Raw genomic sequence first — 17,605 nt, forward strand, 5'->3', positions numbered from 1 at the left:
AACGGGTTTCCCGCTTTACATTTCCGCGCTGCAGCATAGGCTCGACGCAACCAGGAGAGTGCGATGCCGCCGATTTCCGATCACCCTCTGCGCTACCAGCTTGCCAACGAGCTTCACGCGCGCCCGTTCCCGACGCTTCCGGCGACCGGCCGGGCCGTGTTCATCGCCATCAAGCAGCCGGACGAGGCCCCGTCGCGGGACCGGCAGGCCGATCTCGACCACCTGATCGCGCTGCTCGACCGGCACGGCGCGGACCACCCCAAGCCGGGTGCGACGCACTGGTTCGGCCAGATCGGCAAGCACCGGATGAAATGGGAAAGCCACACGGAATTCGTGACCTACACGGCCTTCCTCGACGGGCCGGGCGAGCGGCCGTTCGACCCCGATGATTTCGCGGTCTTCCCGAGCGACTGGCTGGAGGCCGCGCCCGGCCAGCGCATCACCTCGGTCATGGTCCGTGTCGAGAACCGCCCGGAGACCGAGGCCGAGATCACCGCGCGCCTCGCCGACTGGTTCGTCTCCGAAAGCGTCGCGATCAGCCATGTGGTCGATGACGCGGCCGTGGTGGCCGGCGATTTCCGCATCGATCCGGCCGGGCATCTGCGCTTCGCCGTCTTCCCGTCCGAAGACACCGGCCGGCGGCGGGTGGGGCGGATCGTGCAGCGGCTTCTCGAGATAGAGACCTACAAGACGATGTCGATGCTGGGGTTCCAGCGGGTGCAGTCGCTCGGGCCGCGCATGCACGAGATCGACACGGAGCTCGGCCGCCTGATGTCCGGGCTCACCGAGGAAGGCGGAAGCGCCGAGGATACGCTCAAGGCCTTGCTGACAGTCTCGGCGGAGCTCGAGTCGCTGTCGGCCCAAAGCGCCTTCCGCTTCGGCGCCACGGCCGCCTATGAGGCGATCGTGACCCAGCGGATCGAGGTCCTTCGAGAGGAACGTTTCGCCGGCCGCCAGACCTTCGCGGAATTCATGATGCGCCGCTTCGATCCGGCGATCCGCACCGTGAAGCACACCGAGCGCCGGCTGCAGACGATGGCGGACCGCGCGATGCGCGCCGGCGACCTGCTGCGGACGCGGGTGGACGTGGCGCGCAGCGCGCAGAACCAGGCGCTTCTGGAAAGCATGGACCGCCGCGCGGACCTCCAGCTGCGCCTCCAGAAGACGGTGGAGGGGTTTTCCGTCGTCGCCATCAGCTATTACGCGGTCTCGCTTGGCGGTTATCTGCTCTACCCGCTCGCCGACGCCATTGGCGTGAGCAAGGGCACGGTCACCGCCGCGATCACTCTGCCGGTTGTGGCCGTGGTGTTCGTCGCGGTGCGCCGGATGCGCGGAAAGATCGGCTGAGCGGGCGCAGCGCGGCCTCGGTGAGGCGCGCGCCCGCCGCGATGGCGCAAAGCGCGAGAAGCGCGGCCACCGACAGGGTCGGGATGCCGGACAGTCCCGCCCCCACCGTGCAGCCGCCCGCAAGCACGCCGCCCACGCCCATCAGCGCCGCGCCGGCAAGGTAGCGACCCGTCTGCGCCGGTCCCTCGAAGCCCTGCCAGCGGAAGCTTTTGAAGAGAAGCGCGGCGGCGAGGCCGCCCCCGAGAACCCCGGCGATGAGCCCCGTGCCGAACCCCGCGGGGATCGAGGTCGCGGCGACCGTCCAGAAGAGGCTCTCGGCGATCGGCCCGGTGAACGAAAGGCTTTGCTGCGCGATCGGATCGAAATCGTCCTGCAGCACGAGCCCCGTGCCGACCCACCCCGCCGGCACCAGAAAACCCAGCGCCACGGCCAGCGCCAGTGTGCCGGCGCGGTTACCGGATCCCAGCGCCACCGCCAGCGCAGCCGCGCCGAGAAGCCCCGCCCAGACCGGCGCGCCGCCCGGAAGCGCCGCGAGGCTCGCCGCCTCGCCCAGCGGCAGCGTCACCGTGCCCAGCGCGACGCGGAGCGGCGCGAGCGCGCCGGTCATTGCGGCCTGGGCCGAGATGCCCGCCACCAGCAGCACGAGGACGGCACGCAGGTTGCCGCCGCCCGCAAGCACGGCGAGCCTCGAAAGGCAGCCGCGGGTCAGCACCATGCCCGCCCCGAACAGCAGGCCGCCGGCGATGACGGCGATCACGGGCAGGTCCGCGGCGTGGAACCGGTGATCGGAGAAGCCGATCCATCCCGCGGCCACCGCCGCCTGCGTGCCGAGAAGCGCCGCTGCGAGCGCCGCGAGCCAGACGCCCATTGCCGCGCGGCGGTCCTCCCCCACCAGCGCGCGGCGGAAACAGAAGCCCGTACGCTCGGCGAGCACGCCGAAGGCGAGGCCGAGCGTGAGCGCGAAGATCACCGCCGCTTGCGGCGCGGTGAGCGACTGGATGCCGAGCGTTTCGTACATGGGACATCTCCGTGGATCGGAATACGCGTCCAAATGATCCGGAAGAAACGGTGTGGCAAGAGTGTAGCGAGCCGCTTATGGGTGGTTTGCATGGGAAATTTTCCCGGCGCGCGACGGGGGGTCGGACGGGTGTCCGGCTTCGTGATCGGGCGCGGCATGATGATCCGCCGCCCGCGCCGCGAGATGGATAGGGTCCCTTTTTCGCATCCCCGTGGCCAAAGCGCCCCCTGTCCGCCCCCCATCGGCGGTGCTACATCTTGAAAGCTGCCAAGGGAGAGACCCGATGCCCGTCAAGAATCGCTTTGCTGAAATGCACGACGAAATCACGGCCTGGCGCCGCGACCTCCACGAGAATCCCGAGATCCTGTTCGACACGCACCGAACCGCGGGCCTGGTGGCCGAGAAGCTCCGCGCCTTCGGCTGCGACGAGGTGACCGACGGCATCGGACGCACCGGCGTCGTCGGCGTGATCCGGGGTCGAAGCAACAACTCCGGCCGCGTGATCGGCCTTCGTGCTGACATGGACGCGCTGCCGATCGAGGAGAAGACGGGCAAGCCCTACGCCTCCAGGACGCCCGGGGCGATGCACGCCTGCGGCCATGACGGGCACACCGCGATGCTGCTCGGCGCCGCGCGCTATCTCGCGGAGACGCGCAACTTCGACGGGACCGCCGTCGTGATCTTTCAGCCCGCCGAAGAGGGCGGCGGCGGCGGCAAGGAGATGTGTGACGACGGGCTGATGACGCGCTGGGGCATTCAGGAGGTCTACGGCATGCACAATTGGCCCGGCATGCCGGCAGGCAGCTTTCACATCCGTCCGGGGGCGTTCTTCGCGGCCACCGACCAGCTCGACATCCGCTTCGAGGGCAAGGGCGGGCACGCCGCGAAACCCCACGACACGGTGGACACCACGGTTATGGCCGCGCACGCCGTCACCGCGCTCCAGACCATCGCGAGCCGCAACGCGGACCCGGTGGAGCAGATCGTGGTCTCCGTGACGAGCTTCCAGACCTCGTCCACCGCCTTCAACGTGATCCCGCAATCGGTGCATCTTCGGGGCACCGTGCGCACGCTGAACCCCGCGATGCGTGACCTGGCCGAACGCCGGGTGCGCGAGATCTGCGAGGGCGTCGCGGCCACCTTCGGCGGGCGCGCGGAGGTGGACTACCAGCGCGGCTACCCGGTGATGGCGAACCACGAGGCCGAAACCACCTTCGCCGCCGAGGTGGCCCGCGCGGTCGCGGGGGATTGTGGCGAGGCGCCGCTCGTCATGGGAGGCGAGGATTTCGCCTTCATGCTGGAAGAGCGCCCGGGCGCCTATATCCTGGTGGGCAACGGCGACACGGCGATGGTCCACCACCCCGAATACGACTTCAATGACGAGGCGATCCCGGCGGGCTGCTCCTGGTGGGCTGAACTGGTGGAGCGGCGCATGCCCGCCGCCTGAGGCCCCGCCTCTGGCCATTCCCCAAGGCCTGGGCTAGGGGGCGGCAGCCGCCGCCTGCGAGGACAGCCCATGCATCGCGCCACCGTCGTCTGCATCAAGTGGGGCACCGCCTTTGGTCCCGACTATGTGAACCGCCTCTACTCGGGCGTGCGAAGGAATTTCGCCCGGCCCGTCCGGTTCCTCTGCATGACGGAGCACCCGGAGGGCATCCACCCCGACGTGGAGATCCTCCCGCTCCCCGCCGAGCCCTTCCAGCCCGAGATGGACCGCGCCCTCGCCGTGGCGAACCGGCAGGGCGCGATGCGCAAGGTCTCGCTTTTCCGCCCCGGCGCGATCCCCGACCACGCGGGGCCGGTGCTCGGCTTCGACCTCGACGTGGTCATCACCGGCGATCTGGAGCCGATCTGGGCGCTCGACCCCGCGAAGGTCGCCATGCGCCACGACTGGGTGGAGAAGCGGAAGGGCCGGCCCACCGGCCACGGCTCCGTCTTCCGCTTCGATCCGGATCGCCACGGCTACCTCTACGAAGACATGGCGGCGAACCCCTACGAGGAGGTCGCGCGCGCCCGCGGGTCCGAGCAGCGCTACACCTCTCACAAGGCGATGGAGCGGCACGCTTTTATCCATATCCCTCCTGAATGGGTGGTGAGCTTCAAGCACGACTGCCTGGGCCTGCCGCCCGCGAACTGGCTTCGCCCGCCGCGTCTGCCCGAAGACGCGCGCGTCGTCTGCTTCCATGGCCGCCCCAAGATGCCCGAGGCCGTCAAGGGCTATCGCGGTTCGCTGCTACGCCGATCGCTTCCCTGCGCGTGGTTGAAGGAGCACTGGATCAACCGCGCCCGCGCCGACCTCGGTGCCGGCTGGGCCTGAGCCGGCGGCGCGCGCTGACGCGCGCAAGGCTTCTGGCACTTCGTGCGATGGGGGCTCCGCCCCCGCCGCCTGTCGGCGGCTCCCCCGGAGTATTTTGTCCAAGAAGAACAGACCGCGACGCGGGCATCTTCTTCTTGGCGCAAATACTCGGGGGTGAATTGGGCATTTGCCCAAGAGGGGGCGAAGCCCCCTTGCAACGCCGAAGCCAAGTGCCCCGGGTGTTGAGGGGCGTCAACCGCCGGTGTGGCTCATGTGGCGGGAGACCTGCCCGTCGGGCCGCTGGCGGGAGTAGTCGAAATCGTGACCCTTGGGCTTGCGGTCGATCGCGGCCCGGATCGCGGTTTCCAGCGCGGTATCGTCGGCGGGGTTGTTTCTGAGCGGCGCGCGGAGGTCGGCCATGTCCTCCTGCCCGAGGCACATGAAGAGCTGGCCCGTGCAGGTGAGGCGGACGCGGTTGCAACTTTCGCAGAAATTGTGGCTGAGCGGCGTGATGAACCCGATGCGCTGGCCGGTTTCCTCCAGGCGGGCGTAGCGTGCGGGCCCGCCGGTACGTTCGGGCGTGTCGACGACGGTGTAGCGGCTCTCCAGCCGCGCGCGGAGATCGCGCAGCGACCAGTATTGGCCCACCCGGTCCTCGTTGCCGATATCGCCCATCGGCATGACCTCGATCCAGGTCAGGTCGATGTCGTTGCGCGCGCACCACTCGGTCAGCGTGAAGAGTTCGTCCTCGTTGAAATCTCGCAGCGCGACGGCATTGATCTTGACCCGAAGCCCCGCGTCCTGCGCGGCGCGGATGCCGTCGAGCACCTGCGGCAGGCGGCCCCAGCGCGTGACGCGGGCGAATTTTTCCTCGTCCAGCGTGTCGAGCGACACGTTCACGCGGCGCACGCCGGCGTCGTAAAGCGGCCTGGCGAAGCGGGCGAGCTGCGAGCCGTTTGTCGTGAGCGTGAGTTCCTTCAGGGCGCCGGTCTCGAGGTGGCGTCCCATCGCTTCGAAGAACGTCATGATCCCCTTGCGCACCAGCGGTTCGCCGCCGGTGATGCGCAGTTTTTCCACCCCCATCCGGATGAAGGCGGTGCACATCCGGTCGAGTTCCTCCAGCGTAAGCAACTCCGCCTTCGGCAGGAAGGTCATGTTCTCGGCCATGCAGTAGACGCAGCGGAAATCGCAGCGGTCGGTGACCGAGATGCGCAGATACTTGATCGCGCGCTCGAAGGGATCGATGAGGGGCGCTGTCATGCGCGGAACCTAGGCCGCGGGCCATGGCGCCGCAAGGGGGCGCGCGGCGTTGATGAAACGATCCGGCGGGGCTAGGCTGCACGCATGAAAGCGTTGCACGTCCTTCTCTCGGTGCCGATTCTCCTTGCCGGCTGTGGCGCGATCCAGCAGATGGCCACGCCGGCGCAGGCCCCCGCCGGGGTGGATTCAGAGGCTGCGGCGGTGCGACCCGTGGCGCGGCCGCGTGCCGATGCCCCGCAATCGGCCGAATCCTTCGACACGACAACCGCGGCGGAGCGCGCCGCGGCGGCCGCGCCGGCGCCGCAGGGCGCGCTGCGGCTTGGCACGACCGTGGCCTCGCTGGGCGATCCGACCGAGGCCGGGTTCTGGCTCAAGACGCCCCTGGTCGACGCGCCGGCGCCGGGTCGCGTGGTCGCGACCGGCACCGGGCAGTCCGCGCGGGTGGAGCTTCGCCCGCTCGCCGCCGAGCCCGGCTCGGGCAGCCAGATCTCGCTTGCCGCCATGCGGCTTATCGGCGCGCCGCTGACCGGCCTTCCCGAGATCGAGGTCTTCCGGCTGCCCGGCGGCTGAGCCTGCCGCACCCGGCCGCGGCGTCACTCCACCGTGACGGATTTCGCGAGGTTCCGCGGCTGGTCCACGTCCGTGCCTTTCGCCACGGCCGTGAAATAGGCCAGAAGCTGGGCGGGGATCGCGTAGAGAAGCGGCGTGAGGATCGGGTCGGCGGCGGGCATCACGAGGCTGTGCCAGGCGTCGGAACCCGCGACCGCCGCGCCGGCGGGATCGGTGATCAGCAGCACCTTGCCGCCACGGGCCATCACCTCCTGCATGTTCGAGACGGTCTTGTCGAAAAGCGCGTCGCGCGGCGCCATGACCACCACGGGCACGTTCTGATCGATCAGCGCGATGGGGCCGTGCTTGAGTTCCCCGCTCGCATAGCCTTCGGCATGGATGTAGCTGATTTCCTTGAGTTTCAGAGCGCCTTCGAGCGCGAGGGGATACATGAGCCCGCGGCCGAGGAACAGGATGTCGCGCGCTTCGGCGAGGCTGCGCGCGATCTCCTCGGCGGCGCCGCGGGTCTCGAGCGCCTGGCCCAGCAGGGTGTGCAGCCCGCGCACGCCCGAGAGCCTATCCGCCAGCGCCTCGTCGTCGAGCCGCCCGCGGTCATGCGCGGCCTTGAGCGCCAGCAGCAGAAGCACGGCGAGCTGGCAGGTGAACGCCTTGGTCGAGGCCACCCCGATCTCCACGCCGGCATGGATCTGCAGGTCGAGATCGGCCTCGCGCGCGATGGAGCTTTCCGGGACGTTCGTGACCGACAGGATGCGCGCGCTCTTGCCCTGGCAGTAGCGCAGCGCGGCCAGCGTATCGGCGGTCTCGCCCGACTGGCTGACGAAGACGGCCCAGCTTCGGGCGCTCACCGGCGGTTCGCGATAGCGGAACTCCGAGGCGACATCCACCTCGACGGGAAGCCCCGCGATCTGCTCGAACCAGTATTTCGCCGTGAGGCAGGCGTAGTAGGCGGTGCCGCAGGCCACCATGGTGAGCCTTTCCACGCCGGCGAAGTCGACCGTCTGCGGCAGGCGGAGCGCCTGCCCGTCGGCCGAGAGATAGGCGGCCACCGCCTCGCCCACGGCCCAGGGCTGCTCGGCGATCTCCTTGGCCATGAAGTGCTTGTGCCCGCCCTTGTCGAGGCGTGCGGCCTCGAGGCGGATCTCTCGCACCGCACGGGTCACGGGACGGCCCTCGGCATCGAAGATCTCGGCGCCCGCGCGGGCGATCACGGCGCGATCGCCCTCTTCGAGATAGGTCATGCGGTCGGTGAGAGGCGCGAGCGCGATGGCGTCCGAGCCCACGAACATCTCGCCCTCGCCCCAGCCGATGGCAAGCGGGCTGCCCTTGCGCGCGGCGACGAGAAGATCGCCCTCGCCCTCGAACAGGAAGACAAGCGCGAAGGCGCCCTCCAGCCGGTCCAGCGTCGCGAAGGCCGCCTGCACGGGCGAAAGCCCCGCCTCCATCTCGCGCCGTGCCAGAAGGGCCACCGTTTCGGTGTCGGTGTCGGTCTCGCAGGCATAGCCCGCCTCGGCGAGTTCACGCCGCAGCGCGCGGTAATTTTCGATGATGCCGTTATGGACCACCGCGACGGGCCCCGCGCGGTGGGGATGGGCGTTGTCCTCTGAGGGCGCGCCGTGGGTGGCCCAGCGGGTGTGCCCGATCCCGGCCTTGCCGGGCAGCGGGTCGTGCACCAGCAGGTCCGAGAGATTGACCAGCTTGCCCACGGCGCGGCGCCGGTCCAGCCGGCCCGCGTTCACCGTGGCGATGCCGGCGCTGTCGTAGCCGCGATATTCCAGCCGTCGCAGCCCCTCCAGGATCGCCGGGGCGACCTCGTGATTGCCCAGTATCCCGATAATGCCGCACATCAGCCTGCCTCCTTGCCGCGCCGCGACGCCTGCGCGCGCAGCCGGTCCATGAGTTTCCGCGCGAGTCCGGGCTTCGTCTCCTGGCGGGCGCGCCCGATGGCGAGCGCCGCGTCGGGCACGTCGTCGGTGATTACCGAGCCCGAGGCCGTGAGCGCGCCCGCGCCGACGCGCACGGGCGCTACGAGCATGGTGTCCGACCCGATGAAGGCGCCCGCCCCGATCTCGGTGCGGTGCTTGGAGACGCCGTCGTAGTTGCAGGTGATCGTGCCCGCGCCGATGTTGGCGCCCGCGCCCACCTCGGCGTCGCCGAGATAGGCCAGGTGGTTGGCCTTGGCCCCGGCGCCGAGCCGCGCGTTCTTAACCTCGACGAAATTGCCCACGCGCGCGTCCTCTTCGAGTTCCGCGCCGGGGCGCAGCCGCGCGTAGGGGCCCACTTCCGCGCCGCGCGCGACGTGGCAGCCCTCGAGATGGGAAAAGGCGCGGATCCGTGCGCCCGTTTCCACCGTGACGCCGGGGCCGAAGACCACGAAGGGCTCCACCACCGCGTCCCGCCCGATCGCGGTGTCGAAGGCGAAATGCACGGTTTCAGGCGCGGCGAGGGTGACGCCCGTCTCCAGCGCCTCGGCCCGCGCGCGGGCCTGGAAGGCGGCCTCGGCGGCGGCAAGCTCTGCGCGGGAGTTGATGCCGAGCGTCTCGGCCTCGTCGCAGGCCACCACCCCCGCCGTCAGCCCGCGCGCCGCGCCAAGGGCCACCACGTCGGTCAGGTAGTATTCGCCCGAGGCGTTGTCGTTGCCGACCGCGGCCACGAGGTCCATGAGAGCCGCGGCTTCGGCCGCCATCACGCCCGAATTGCACAGCGTGATCGCGCGCTCCGCCTCGGTCGTGTCCTTGTATTCCACGATGCGCTTCAGGCGGTCGCCCTCGGTCACGAGCCGCCCGTAGCGGCCGGGATCGGCGGCGTCGAAGCCCAGCACGACGATGTCGGCGCCTCCGCGCGCGGCGGCCATGGCCGACAGCGTCTCGGGGCGGATGAAGGGCGTGTCGCCGTAAAGTACGACCACGTCGCCGGCAAAGCCCTCGAGCGCGGGCGCGGCCTGCGCCACGGCATGGGCGGTGCCCAGCTGTTCGTGCTGACGCACCACCTGCGCCTCGGGCTCGACCTCGCGCGCCGCGGCCTCCACCGCCTCGGCGCCGTGCCCGGCGACGACGATCACGCGCTCCGGCGCGAGGGCCCGTCCCGCCCGGATCGCGTGGGCGAGCAGGGAGGTGCCGGCCACCTCGTGCAGCACCTTGGGCAGATCGGAGCGCATGCGCGTGCCGAGCCCGGCCGCCAGAATGACCAATGCAGTGCCCATGCCTGTTCTCTCGCCCCGTTCCCGGTTGTGATCCACCACCGCCCGTTCTATCGGTCTGGCAAGGCGTCGCAAGCCCGGTCGGGTTCAAGATCCGTTTCGGGAGATGACAGTGGCGGCGCGCCTTGCGGGGATGCGGTATGCGCACGGTGATATTCGATCTCGACGGCACGCTGGCCGATACGAGCGGTGATCTCATCGCCGCGGCCAACGCCTGCTTCCGCGCCATGGGGGCGGGCGACGTGCTCGACCCCGCGCGCGACGCGGGCACGGCGCTGCGCGGGGGGCGGGCCATGCTCCGGCTCGGCCTCGAGCGGTTGGGGCGGGCCGAGGACGCGGCGGAGATCGACCGGAACTATCCCCTGCTGCTCGAAGCCTATGGCGGGGCGATCGACGTGCACACCACGCTCTATCCAGGGGCGATGACCGCCGTGGCCGCGCTGGGGTCGGCGGGATACCGGGTCGGCATCTGCACCAACAAGCCCGAGGCGCTCGCCCATCTGCTGATGACCCGGCTGGGCGTGCGTGACGCCTTCGCCTCGCTCGTGGGCGCGGACACGCTTGCGGTGCGCAAGCCCGACCCCGAGCCGCTGCGCGAGGCGGCCCGGCGCGCGGGCGGGGACCCGGCGCGCAGCCTGCTCGTGGGCGATTCCGAGACCGACCGCGAGACGGCCCGGGCCGCGGGCGTGCCTTCGGTTCTGGTGGGCTTCGGCCCCGGGGCGGCGGCGGTACCGGCGCTGTCGCCCGAGGCGGTGATCGCGCATTTCGACGAGCTGCCCGGCGTGGTGGAACGCCTGATCGGGTGACGTTGCGCGCCGCAAAGCGCTGAAAAGGCGTTTTTTCCAAGGTTATCCCCAGCAGGACTTGTGGATGATCTCGCGCGGGGTGCCCGATTTCTGCCGGCAATGATGTCGCCCCAATCGGCGTTGCGCCGGGCTGCATCGCGCATCGGCCCATACCGGTGCGCGTCTCTTGCTGGAACTCTCATTCATTGAATTAAAAGAATGGCTTTCCGGCCGATCCTCAGGCGGTCGCAGGGCGTGGGTCCCCGGTTTCCGCCGAAAGACGGTCGCCCGCGGGATCTCCGCGCCCTTTCGCCCGGTGGCCGATCGGGTCCCGCGGCCGTTGACGGCTGCCGCGCCAATGGTCACTGATACCACATGGACGAGAAATTCACCGGCAGTTTCACGCAGCAGGAACCGATTCCCGATGCCGGCATCTCCGCGGCGGTCGAGATCATGCGCAGCGGACGGCTTCATCGCTACAATCTCGTGCCTGGCGAGGCGGGGGAGGTGAACCTGCTCGAAGAGGAGTTCGCGGCCTTCACCGGGGCGCGCTACTGCCTTGCCGTGGCCTCGGGCGGCTATGCCATGGCCACGGCGCTGCGTGCGGTCGGGGTGGGGCCGGGCGATCCGGTGCTGTCCAACGCGTTCACCCTGGCCCCGGTGCCCGGCGCGATCGCCGCGCTCGGCGCGCGGCCCGTCCTGGTGGAGACGACGCGCGATCTGACCATCGACCTCGACGATCTGGAGGCCAAGGCGGGCGCGGCGCGGGTGCTGCTGCTCAGCCACATGCGCGGGCATATCTGCGACATGGACCGGCTCATGCGGATCTGCGACGCGGCGGGCATCACCGTGGTGGAGGATTGCGCGCACACCATGGGCGCGGCGTGGCGTGGCGTGCCCTCGGGCCGGCACGGCGCGGTCGGATGCTACTCCACGCAGACCTACAAGCACATCAATTCCGGCGAGGGCGGGCTGCTCGTCACGGACGATCCCGAGATTGCGGCGAGGATGATCGTCTTGTCGGGTTCCTACATGCTTTATGACCGGCACACGGCGTCTCCCCCTGTGGAAATGTTCGAAAAGGTCAAGTGGGAGACGCCCAACATTTCGGGCCGGATGGACAATCTGCGCGCCGCGATCCTGCGCCCGCAGCTGGCCGCGCTTCCCCGAAGCTGCGCGCGCTGGACCGATCGCTACCGGGTGGTCGAGGCGGGCCTGCGCGACACGCCGGGACTGACGCTGGTCGAACGTCCGCCGGAGGAGCGCTTCGTCGGATCGTCCTTCCAGATCCTGCTCGAGGGCTGGCCCGGGGCCGCGGTGCGCGATGTGGTGCAGCGATGCGCCGCGCGCGGCGTCGAGCTGAAATGGTTCGGAGAGGTCGAGCCGCGCGGCTACACCTCGCGCTACGACAGCTGGCGCTATGCGCCGTCCGCACCCATGCCCGCGACCGACCGTATCCTCGCCGGGCTTCTGGACATGCGGTTGCCGTTGACCTTCAGCCGGGAAGACTGCGCATGCATCGCGCGGATCATCCGCGCGGAGGTGAGCGCGGTGTTCCAGCACGGCGCGGCGCCGGCCGGCGCGGACCATTGACCGGCGCGGCTGTCGGGCGTAAGATTTGAACGCATGTTCAATTATCCTCGGGGGGAGGGGAGATGTTCACGGCTTCGATGACGTTCGATCTCGGCGAGGATGTCGCCGCCCTGCGCGAGACGGTCCACCGCTGGGCGCAGGAACGGGTGAAGCCGATGGCGGCCGAGATCGACCGCGAGAACCTGTTTCCGCACAGGCTCTGGCGCGAGATGGGCGAGCTTGGCCTCCTGGGCATCACGGTGGAGGAGGCGTATGGCGGCGCCGACATGGGCTATCTCGCCCATGTCGTGGCGATCGAGGAGATCGCCCGCGCCTCGGCCTCGGTCTCGCTGTCCTACGGGGCGCATTCCAACCTCTGCGTGAACCAGATCCGCCTGAACGGAACCGAGGCGCAGCGGCGCGCCTACCTGCCCAAGCTCGTCTCGGGCGAGCATGTCGGCGCGCTCGCCATGTCAGAGGCCGGCGCGGGTTCGGACGTGGTGGGCATGAAGCTCGCCGCCGAGAAGCGCAACGACCGCTACGTGCTCAACGGCACGAAATACTGGATCACCAACGGGCCCGACGCCGACGTGCTGGTGGTCTACGCCAAGACCGACCCCGAGGCCGGATCGAAGGGGATCACCGCCTTCCTGGTCGAGAAGGACATGAAGGGCTTCTCGACCTCGCCCCATTTCGACAAGCTCGGGATGCGCGGGTCGAACACCGCCGAGCTCGTCTTCGAGGACGTGGAAGTGCCGTTCGAGAACGTGCTGGGCGCCGAGGGGCAGGGCGTGCGCGTGCTGATGTCCGGCCTCGATTACGAGCGTGTGGTGCTCTCGGGGATCGGCACCGGCATCATGGCGGCCTGCCTCGACGAGATCATGCCCTACCTGCGCGACCGCAGGCAGTTCGGCCAGCCCGTCGGCAATTTCCAGCTGATGCAGGGCAAGATCGCCGACATCTACACCAAGATGAACTCGGCCCGTGCCTACGTCTACGAGGTGGCCAAGGCCTGCGACCGGGGCGAGGTGACCCGCCAGGACGCCGCGGCCTGCGTGCTCTACGCCTCCGAGGAGGCGATGGTCGTCGCGCACCAGGCGGTGCAGGCGATGGGCGGCGCGGGGTTCCTCTCGGACACGCCGGTAAGCCGCATCTTCCGCGACGCCAAGCTGATGGAGATCGGCGCCGGCACCTCCGAGATCCGGCGCATGCTGATCGGGCGCGAACTGATGGGGGCGATGGGGTGACGCCCGCCCGCGCCGTCGCCTTCGGTTTCGCGGGTCTTCTGGCCGGGGCCGGGGCGCTCGGCGCGGGGCTCGGATGGCGGACGGCGGAATTGGGCGAGACCCAGATCATCGAGCATTACGCCGCGCTCTACGCCGCGCGCGGGCCGGGGGCGGAGCGCGGGCATTGCCACGCCGAGCCGGGCCGCGCCATGCTGGAACGGCTGGTGGTGGTCTGCGCCCCGCCCGGCCGGCCCGAGGCGCGGGTGGCCTACCACGTCGCGCCCTGGGGTCAGCTCTGGCGCGTGGACACCCCGGCGGACCGGGCCGCATTGCCGAAGGAGCCGCGGACATGACCGATTTCAGCGATCTCAGGGCGCTTTACGTCAACACCTCGCTCAAGAAAGAGGCTGGCGAGAGCCACACGCGCCTTCTCATGGGCGCCTCGCAGGCCATCATGGAGAAGCAGGGCGTCACGGTGGAGCATGTGCACATGCTGGATCACCAGGTGCCGCCGGGCGTCTACCCGGACATGACGGAGCATGGCTGGGCGCGGGACGACTGGCCCGCGCTCTGGGAGAAGGTGAAGGCCGCCGACATCCTCGTGATCGGCACGCCGCTCTGGCTCGGCGAGGAAAGCTCGGTCTGCCGGGTCCTGATCGAGCGGCTTTACGGCATGTCGGGCCAACTCAACGACAGGGGCCAGTCGATCTATTACGGCAAGGCCGGGGGCTGCGTGGTCACCGGCAACGAGGACGGGGTCAAGCACGCCGCCATGACGCTGTGCTACGCGCTGTCCCATCTCGGCTACACGATCCCGCCGCAGGCCGATTGCGGCTGGATCGGCGAGGCCGGGCCCGGTCCCTCCTACGGCGACGAGGTGGAGGGCGCGCCCGCGGGCTTCGACAACGAATTCACCCAGCGCAACACCACGATCATGACGTGGAACCTCATGCATCTCGCGCGGATGCTGAAGGGCGCGGGCGGCTACCCGAGCGAAGGCAACGACCGCCGTGCGTGGCAAGCGGGCTGTCGCTTCGACTACGAGAACCCGGATTACAGGGCCTGATGCTGGCGCGGGCGGAAACATACGAGGCGCTCTTGCAGGGCTTCCGCTGGGAGCTGCCCGCGACGCTAAACATGGCGCGACAGGCGCTCGACGGCTGGGCCGAGCGCGAGCCCGAGCGCCTCGCCGTGCTGGATCTTTCCGAGGGCCGGGAGGCGGTGAGCTACGACCGCCTTCGCGAGATGGCCGATGGGCTGGCCGGCGCCTTCGCGGCGCGGGGCGTCGGGCGGGGCGACCGGGTGGGCGTCCTGCGCGCGCAGGGCGCCTGGACGCTCGCCGCGCATCTCGCGGCCTGGAAGCTCGGCGCGATTTCCATCCCGCTCTTCAAGCTTTTCGGGCGCGACGCGCTTCTCACGCGGCTCTCCGACGCCGGGGCGGCGCTCGTCGTCGCCGATCGCGACCCGCCCGCCGGGCTTGCCGCATGGGAGGGGGCGGTCCTCGTGCCGGAGGAGACGCGGCTCCTCACCGCGCCGGTGGAAACCTGCGAGACCGGGCCGGAAGATCCGGCGGTGCTGATCTACACCTCCGGCACCACGGGCGCACCCAAGGGGGCGCTTCACGCCCATCGCGTGCTCACCGGCCACCTGCCGGGGGTCGAGATGAGCCACGATTTCCTCGGCCAGCCGGGCGACTGCCTCTGGACGCCGGCCGACTGGGCCTGGATCGGCGGGCTCTTCGACGTCGCCATGCCGGGGCTCGCCCTCGGCGTGCCGGTCGTCGCCGCGCGGCGGCCGAAATTCGACCCCGCCGACGCGCGCGAGATCGTGCGGGCGGGCGGGGTGCGCAACGTCTTCTTCCCGCCGACTGCGCTGCGCATGCTGAAGGCCGCGGATGTGGCCATTCCCGGCCTGCGCTCCGTCGCTTCGGGCGGAGAGCCGCTCGGCGCGGAGATGCTGGCGTGGGGGCGGCGCGCCTTCGGCCTCGCCATCAACGAGTTCTACGGCCAGACCGAGTGCAACATGGTGGCGTCTTCCTGCGGCGCGCTCTTCCCGCCCCGGCCGGGCTGCATCGGCCGCCCGGTGCCGGGCCACGAGGTCGAGGTGATCGGCGAGGACGGGGCGCCCGTGGCCGGCGAGGGCGAGATCGCCGTCCGGCGCGGCTCGGCCTCGATGATGCTCGGCTACTGGAACCGTCCCGAGGAGACCGCGGCGAAGTTCCGCGGCGACTGGATGCTGACGGGCGACCGCGGCCTGCGAGAGGGCGACCATCTGCGCTTCCTCGGCCGCGACGACGACGTCATCACCTCGGCAGGCTACCGCATCGGCCCCTCCGAGATCGAGGATTGCCTGCTCACGCACCCGAAGGTCGCCTCGGCGGGCGTCGTGGGCAGGCCCGATGCGTTCCGCACCGAGATCGTGGTGGCCTTCGTCGTCCTGCGCGAGGGCGCGGCGCCCGGCGACGCGCTGGCCGAGGAGCTTCGGGGCTGGGTGCGCGAGCGTGCCGCTGCCCATGCCTATCCGAGGGAGTTTCGTTTCGTGGAGAGCCTGCCGATGACGGTGACGGGCAAAGTGCTGAGGCGGGAGCTGCGCGCGCGCCTCGATGCAGAGGCGGAGGGTGCGGCATGAAAATCGGCTCGAAGATCCTGACCGGCTCGGACGAGTTCCGCGCCAATCGTGCCGCGCATCTGGAAATGCTGGCCGAGGTCGAGGCCGCCGCGGCCGAGGCCGCCGCGGGCGGCGGCGCGCGCGCCCGCGCCCGCCACGAAGAGCGGGGCAAGATGCTGCCGCGGGACCGGGTGGCGGCGCTTCTCGACCCCGGAAGTCCTTTCCTAGAGGTGGGCGCGACCGCCGCGCACGGCATGTATGACGGCGCCGCGCCCGCGGCCGGCGTCATCGCGGGGGTGGGCCGCGTGGCCGGGCGCGACTGCATGGTGGTCTGCAACGACGCCACGGTGAAGGGCGGCACCTACTACCCGATGACGGTGAAGAAGCATCTGCGCGCCCAGGAGATCGCGGAGCAGAACCGGTTGCCCTGCGTCTACCTGGTGGATTCGGGCGGCGCCAACCTGCCCAACCAGGACGAGGTCTTCCCCGACCGGGACCATTTCGGCCGCATCTTCTACAATCAGGCGCAGATGAGCGCCAAGGGGATCGCGCAGATCGCGGTGGTCATGGGGTCCTGCACCGCCGGCGGCGCCTACGTGCCCGCCATGTCGGATGTCGCCATCATCGTGCGCGAGCAGGGAACGATTTTCCTCGCCGGGCCGCCGCTGGTGAAGGCCGCCACCGGCGAGGTCGTGACCGCGGAGGAGCTGGGTGGCGGCGACGTGCACACGCGCCTCTCGGGCGTCGCGGACTACCTTGCGGAGGATGACGCACATGCGCTGGCGCTTGCGCGGCGCGCGGTGGCGAATCTGGGCCCCGCCCGGGACGCGACGGTGGGCTGGCAGGCCCCCGAGCCGCCCGCCTACGACCCCGACGAGATCCTGGGCGCGGTGCCGGCCGATCTGCGCACGCCCTACGACATCCGCGAGGTGATCGCCCGGATCGTGGACGGCTCGCGCTTCGACGAGTTCAAGGCGCGCTTCGGCGAGACGCTGGTGACGGGCTTCGCCCATGTCGAGGGCTGCCCGGTGGGCATCGTCGCCAACAACGGCGTGCTCTTCTCCGAGGCGGCGCAGAAGGGCGCGCATTTCGTAGAGCTCTGCTCGCAGCGGAAGATCCCGCTGGTCTTCCTGCAGAACATCACCGGTTTCATGGTGGGCCGGCGCTACGAGAACGAGGGCATCGCGCGCCACGGCGCGAAGATGGTCACCGCCGTCGCCACCACCGCGGTGCCCAAGATCACGTTGCTGGTGGGCGGTTCCTTCGGGGCGGGGAATTACGGCATGGCGGGGCGCGCCTACTCCCCCCGCTTCCTCTGGACCTGGCCCAATTCGCGCATCAGCGTGATGGGCGGCGAGCAGGCGGCGGGCGTCCTCGCCACCGTCAAGCGCGACGCCATGGAGCGCACGGGGGAGGACTGGCCCGCCGAGGAGGAGGAGGCCTTCAAGCGGCCCACGATCGAGATGTTCGCGCGGCAGAGCCACCCGCTTTATGCCGCCGCGCGGCTCTGGGACGACGGCGTGGTGGACCCGCGCAAGAGCCGCGCCGTGCTGGCGCTGTCGCTGCGGGCCACGCTCAACGCGCCGATCGAGGAGACACGCTTCGGCGTGTTCCGGATGTGAGGCGGCATGGCGCGGCGGCGCTACAACTCGGCGCCTGTCGGTCGGGGCGATCGGGCGCGACACGGGCGGAACACGGGCCGTCCGCCGCGACGGCCCCGGCCAAGGC

At 70.3% G+C, this 17,605-nt stretch carries 15 protein-coding genes; 11 read left to right on the top strand and 4 right to left on the bottom strand.

Annotated elements, in window-relative coordinates; translation table 11 throughout:
- Nucleotides 1-63: 63 nt before the first annotated feature.
- Nucleotides 64-1,347 (top strand): DUF3422 family protein, encoded by a 1,284-nt coding sequence (locus AB6A69_RS00470; protein WP_371036700.1) that lies wholly within the window; start codon nt 64-66, stop codon nt 1,345-1,347.
- Here AB6A69_RS00470 and AB6A69_RS00475 read toward each other — a convergent pair.
- Nucleotides 1,283-2,365 carry a YeeE/YedE thiosulfate transporter family protein gene (locus tag AB6A69_RS00475; protein WP_371059222.1) on the bottom strand — a complete coding sequence of 361 codons (1,083 nt, stop codon included), beginning with the start codon at nt 2,363-2,365 and terminating at the stop codon, nt 1,283-1,285. The two genes, AB6A69_RS00470 and AB6A69_RS00475, sit on opposite strands and share 65 nt — an antisense overlap.
- 283 nt (nt 2,366-2,648) lie before the next feature.
- Here AB6A69_RS00475 and AB6A69_RS00480 point away from each other — a divergent pair, with 283 nt between their 5' ends.
- Together AB6A69_RS00480 and AB6A69_RS00485 are read left to right on the top strand one after the other, a co-directional pair.
- Nucleotides 2,649-3,812 carry a M20 aminoacylase family protein gene (locus tag AB6A69_RS00480; protein ID WP_371059223.1) on the top strand — a complete coding sequence of 388 codons (1,164 nt, stop codon included), beginning with the start codon at nt 2,649-2,651 and terminating at the stop codon, nt 3,810-3,812.
- A gap of 69 nt (nt 3,813-3,881) precedes the next feature.
- Nucleotides 3,882-4,682, top strand: a complete 801-nt coding sequence (locus tag AB6A69_RS00485) for a glycosyl transferase (RefSeq protein WP_371059224.1) — start codon at nt 3,882-3,884, stop codon at nt 4,680-4,682.
- Between the two features lie 231 nt (nt 4,683-4,913).
- Here the strand turns inward: AB6A69_RS00485 and moaA are convergent, their stop codons facing one another.
- The gene (gene moaA / locus AB6A69_RS00490; protein ID WP_371059225.1) at nt 4,914-5,921 is read right to left on the bottom strand and encodes a GTP 3',8-cyclase MoaA; all 1,008 of its coding nucleotides are present in this window, start codon (nt 5,919-5,921) and stop codon (nt 4,914-4,916) included.
- Nucleotides 5,922-6,005: 84 nt separating this feature from the next.
- On the opposite strand from moaA, the gene AB6A69_RS00495 reads away from it, so the two are divergent.
- Nucleotides 6,006-6,491 carry a hypothetical protein gene (locus AB6A69_RS00495; RefSeq protein WP_371059226.1) on the top strand — a complete coding sequence of 162 codons (486 nt, stop codon included), beginning with the start codon at nt 6,006-6,008 and terminating at the stop codon, nt 6,489-6,491.
- A gap of 23 nt (nt 6,492-6,514) precedes the next feature.
- On the opposite strand, the gene glmS is transcribed toward AB6A69_RS00495, so the two are convergent.
- A complete protein-coding gene (gene glmS, locus AB6A69_RS00500; RefSeq protein ID WP_371059227.1) occupies nt 6,515-8,335 on the bottom strand; it encodes a glutamine--fructose-6-phosphate transaminase (isomerizing) in 1,821 nt (606 codons plus the stop codon).
- The gene (glmU, locus tag AB6A69_RS00505; RefSeq protein WP_371059228.1) at nt 8,335-9,690 is read right to left on the bottom strand and encodes a bifunctional UDP-N-acetylglucosamine diphosphorylase/glucosamine-1-phosphate N-acetyltransferase GlmU; all 1,356 of its coding nucleotides are present in this window, start codon (nt 9,688-9,690) and stop codon (nt 8,335-8,337) included. The genes glmS and glmU overlap by 1 nt, the downstream gene beginning before the upstream one ends.
- A gap of 137 nt (nt 9,691-9,827) precedes the next feature.
- Between glmU and AB6A69_RS00510 the strand changes: the two genes are divergently transcribed.
- From AB6A69_RS00510 to AB6A69_RS00540, 7 genes are all read left to right on the top strand, one after another.
- The gene (locus AB6A69_RS00510; RefSeq protein WP_371036692.1) at nt 9,828-10,493 is read left to right on the top strand and encodes an HAD-IA family hydrolase; all 666 of its coding nucleotides are present in this window, start codon (nt 9,828-9,830) and stop codon (nt 10,491-10,493) included.
- Nucleotides 10,494-10,847: 354 nt separating this feature from the next.
- Nucleotides 10,848-12,065, top strand: coding sequence for a DegT/DnrJ/EryC1/StrS family aminotransferase (locus AB6A69_RS00515; RefSeq protein ID WP_371059229.1), 1,218 nt, complete (start codon nt 10,848-10,850; stop codon nt 12,063-12,065).
- A 62-nt stretch (nt 12,066-12,127) separates the two neighbouring features.
- Nucleotides 12,128-13,291: an isovaleryl-CoA dehydrogenase gene (locus AB6A69_RS00520; protein WP_371059230.1), complete on the top strand. Its 1,164-nt coding sequence runs from the start codon at nt 12,128-12,130 to the stop codon at nt 13,289-13,291.
- On the top strand, nt 13,288-13,623 hold the full coding sequence (locus AB6A69_RS00525) for a hypothetical protein (protein WP_371059231.1): 336 nt from the start codon (nt 13,288-13,290) through the stop codon (nt 13,621-13,623). Before AB6A69_RS00520 ends, AB6A69_RS00525 begins: the two co-directional genes overlap by 4 nt.
- Nucleotides 13,620-14,336, top strand: a complete 717-nt coding sequence (locus AB6A69_RS00530) for a flavodoxin family protein (protein ID WP_371059232.1) — start codon at nt 13,620-13,622, stop codon at nt 14,334-14,336. The genes AB6A69_RS00525 and AB6A69_RS00530 overlap by 4 nt, the downstream gene beginning before the upstream one ends.
- Nucleotides 14,336-15,898, top strand: coding sequence for an AMP-binding protein (locus AB6A69_RS00535; RefSeq protein WP_371059233.1), 1,563 nt, complete (start codon nt 14,336-14,338; stop codon nt 15,896-15,898). Before AB6A69_RS00530 ends, AB6A69_RS00535 begins: the two co-directional genes overlap by 1 nt.
- Nucleotides 15,895-17,499: a carboxyl transferase domain-containing protein gene (locus tag AB6A69_RS00540; protein ID WP_371059234.1), complete on the top strand. Its 1,605-nt coding sequence runs from the start codon at nt 15,895-15,897 to the stop codon at nt 17,497-17,499. Before AB6A69_RS00535 ends, AB6A69_RS00540 begins: the two co-directional genes overlap by 4 nt.
- Nucleotides 17,500-17,605 lie beyond the last annotated feature (106 nt).

The sequence above is a fragment of the Rhodosalinus sp. 5P4 genome (assembly GCF_041365695.1).
In the GTDB taxonomy this organism is placed as follows: Bacteria; Pseudomonadota; Alphaproteobacteria; order Rhodobacterales; family Rhodobacteraceae; genus Rhodosalinus.